General features: G+C 67.0%; 2 protein-coding genes. Both read right to left on the bottom strand.

The annotated features are described in order from the left end of the window. Positions 1-1797, bottom strand: a 1797-nt coding sequence (locus sphsw_RS16930) for a putative bifunctional diguanylate cyclase/phosphodiesterase (protein WP_052380995.1), incomplete at its 3' end; no start/stop codon positions are given. 88 nt (positions 1798-1885) lie between these two features. Next, positions 1886-2209: ROK family protein (locus tag sphsw_RS20645; RefSeq protein ID WP_042467627.1), on the bottom strand; the 324-nt coding region annotated here is incomplete at its 5' end.

The following is a 2209-nucleotide window of genomic DNA, read 5'->3' as shown; positions in this document are numbered from 1 at the left end:
GGCGGGATCCCCGCCGAGACCGCGTGCTTCCGCCATGGTCCGGGCGATCGCAGCAGGCACCGGGTGCGAGAAGAAGAAGCCCTGGAGATGGCTGGCCCCCGCCAGGCGCAAGGCCTGGACCTGCGCCTCGGTCTCGACGCCCTCGGCGATGACCCCGATGCCGAGTGCGCGGCCCAGACTGATGATCGAATGGACGATCGCCGCGCTTTCGCGCTCGCGGCCCATCCCCTCGATGAAGCTGCGGTCGATCTTCAGGCAGTCGAGCGCGAAGGTGCGGATGTTGTGCAGGCTCGAATAGCCCGTCCCGAAATCGTCGAGCGCGATGCGGAACCCCATGCGGCGCAACGCGCCCAGCGTCTCTGCCGCACGCTCGGCATCGTCGAAGATCGCGGTCTCGGTGATCTCGATCTGCAACCGGCTGGGATCGACCCCGGCACGGCGGACGCTCTCGCTGACATAGTCAACGAAATGGTGGCGCCGGAACTGTCGCGGGCTGAAATTGACCGAGACATACTGACCCGGCCACTGCGTCAGGACCGCGAGCGCATTGCGCAGCACCCAGTCGCCCAGGTCGTGAATGAGGTTCGATTCCTCCGCGATCGGCATGAACAGGCCCGGGCTGATCGGGCCGTAAGCCATCGTGTTCCAGCGCAGCAGCGCCTCGAACCCGACCACCTCGATCGATTCGCGCGACACGATCGGCTGGAACACCAGGCTGAGCTCGTTGTTCGCGATCGCTTCGCCAAGCCCGCTTTCGACCCGCCGGCGAAAGCGGATATCCTCGTCCATGCTCTCGTCGAACACGCGCGCCATGCGTCGACCGCTTCTTTTGGCATCGTTCAGCGCAAGGTCGGCCCGCCGCATGACGTCGACCGGGTCGCTGCCCTGCCCGCCATGCGTCACGACCAGCCCGGCCGAGGCGCCGCCCTGGACGGAACTGCCAAAGACCTGGAGGCTGACCGAACAGGCCGCGATCATCCGTTCGCAGGCGAGCAGGGCGCTGGTCTCGTCCGCAGTGCTGAACAACACGCCGAATTCGTCGCCGCCGAGCCGCGCGACCAGCGCGCCGTCGGGCGAGGACCGGCCGAGGATCGCGCAGATCTCGCGGATCAGCGCGTCGCCGGCAAGATGCCCCAGCGTGTCGTTGACCAGCTTGAACCGGTCGAGATCGATCATCACCGTCGCGAACCACCCGTCCGCGCGGGTGCGTTCGGCAAGCGCGCGGAGGAACGCCAGCCGATTGGGCGCGTCGGTCAGCGAATCATGCGTCGCCAGATGGATCGCACGGCTTTCATTGGCCGCCAGCTCAGCAGCCCGGACCTCGAGCTGCGCCACCTGCCGCACGAGCGCTGCACGCACCGCGTTGCAGTCATGGTCGAACTGCCAGCGCTGCGTCAGTGCCAGCGCGGTCTGGCGCAACTCGGCGCCGACGAACGGCTTGGCGATATGGAAGACCTTGTCGACCGGCCCGGCCACTTTGGCGATCCCGGCGAGCGAGGCACCGTCGAGCGCGGTGACGATCACGAAATTGATGTCGGGGTCCAGTTCACGGATCCGGCGCGCCGTCTCGCAGACGTCGAGCCCCGACGCCATCTGCAGATCGAGGAAGGCGACCGCGAACGGCGCGGGCTCGGCGATGGCGGATTCGACCGCGGCGATCGCGTCGATGCCGGTCCCGACGGAGGTTATCGAAAATGCGTCGGCCTGCGGGTCAGCCGCCGCTGGTTCCGTCCCGAGAATCGCACGGGCGTAGTCGTCATGAACTCCGGGTTCGTCGTCGACAATCAGAATACGCATCGGACACCGTTCCTCGCGATACCTGACCCCGCCCGTATAAGCGGTTTTCCAGGCCCTATCGCGCGGCCCGGTGGGTAGGCATCTGTAATTAATATGACATGAAGGCCGAGCTTCCCGACCCTCCGACCGAGTCACCAAGCGCTTGGCCACCAAGGATAATCGCGCCGAGCGGGCCGGCATTGCCACCGAGTGCCGGCGGTACGACGAACGTATCGACCAGCGTCGGCTCGGGCAATGCGATATACCCCCCGAGACTGCGCGTCAGCGCGGCACGGACCCGCGGAAACAGGTGACCGGCGCCCATCACGCCGCCACCGATGACGATCCTGCGCGGAATCCCGGTGAGCACGAGCGTGTGGCACAACTGGCCAAGCGCCTCCGCGACGCCTGTCCAGACCGGATGATCGGCGGG

The sequence above is a fragment of the Sphingomonas sp. FUKUSWIS1 genome (genome assembly GCF_000733135.1).
GTDB classification, from domain to species: domain Bacteria; phylum Pseudomonadota; class Alphaproteobacteria; order Sphingomonadales; family Sphingomonadaceae; genus Sphingomonas; species Sphingomonas aerolata.
Note: the sequence above shows the minus strand (reverse complement) of the source record. Positions and strands in the feature narration are given on the sequence as shown.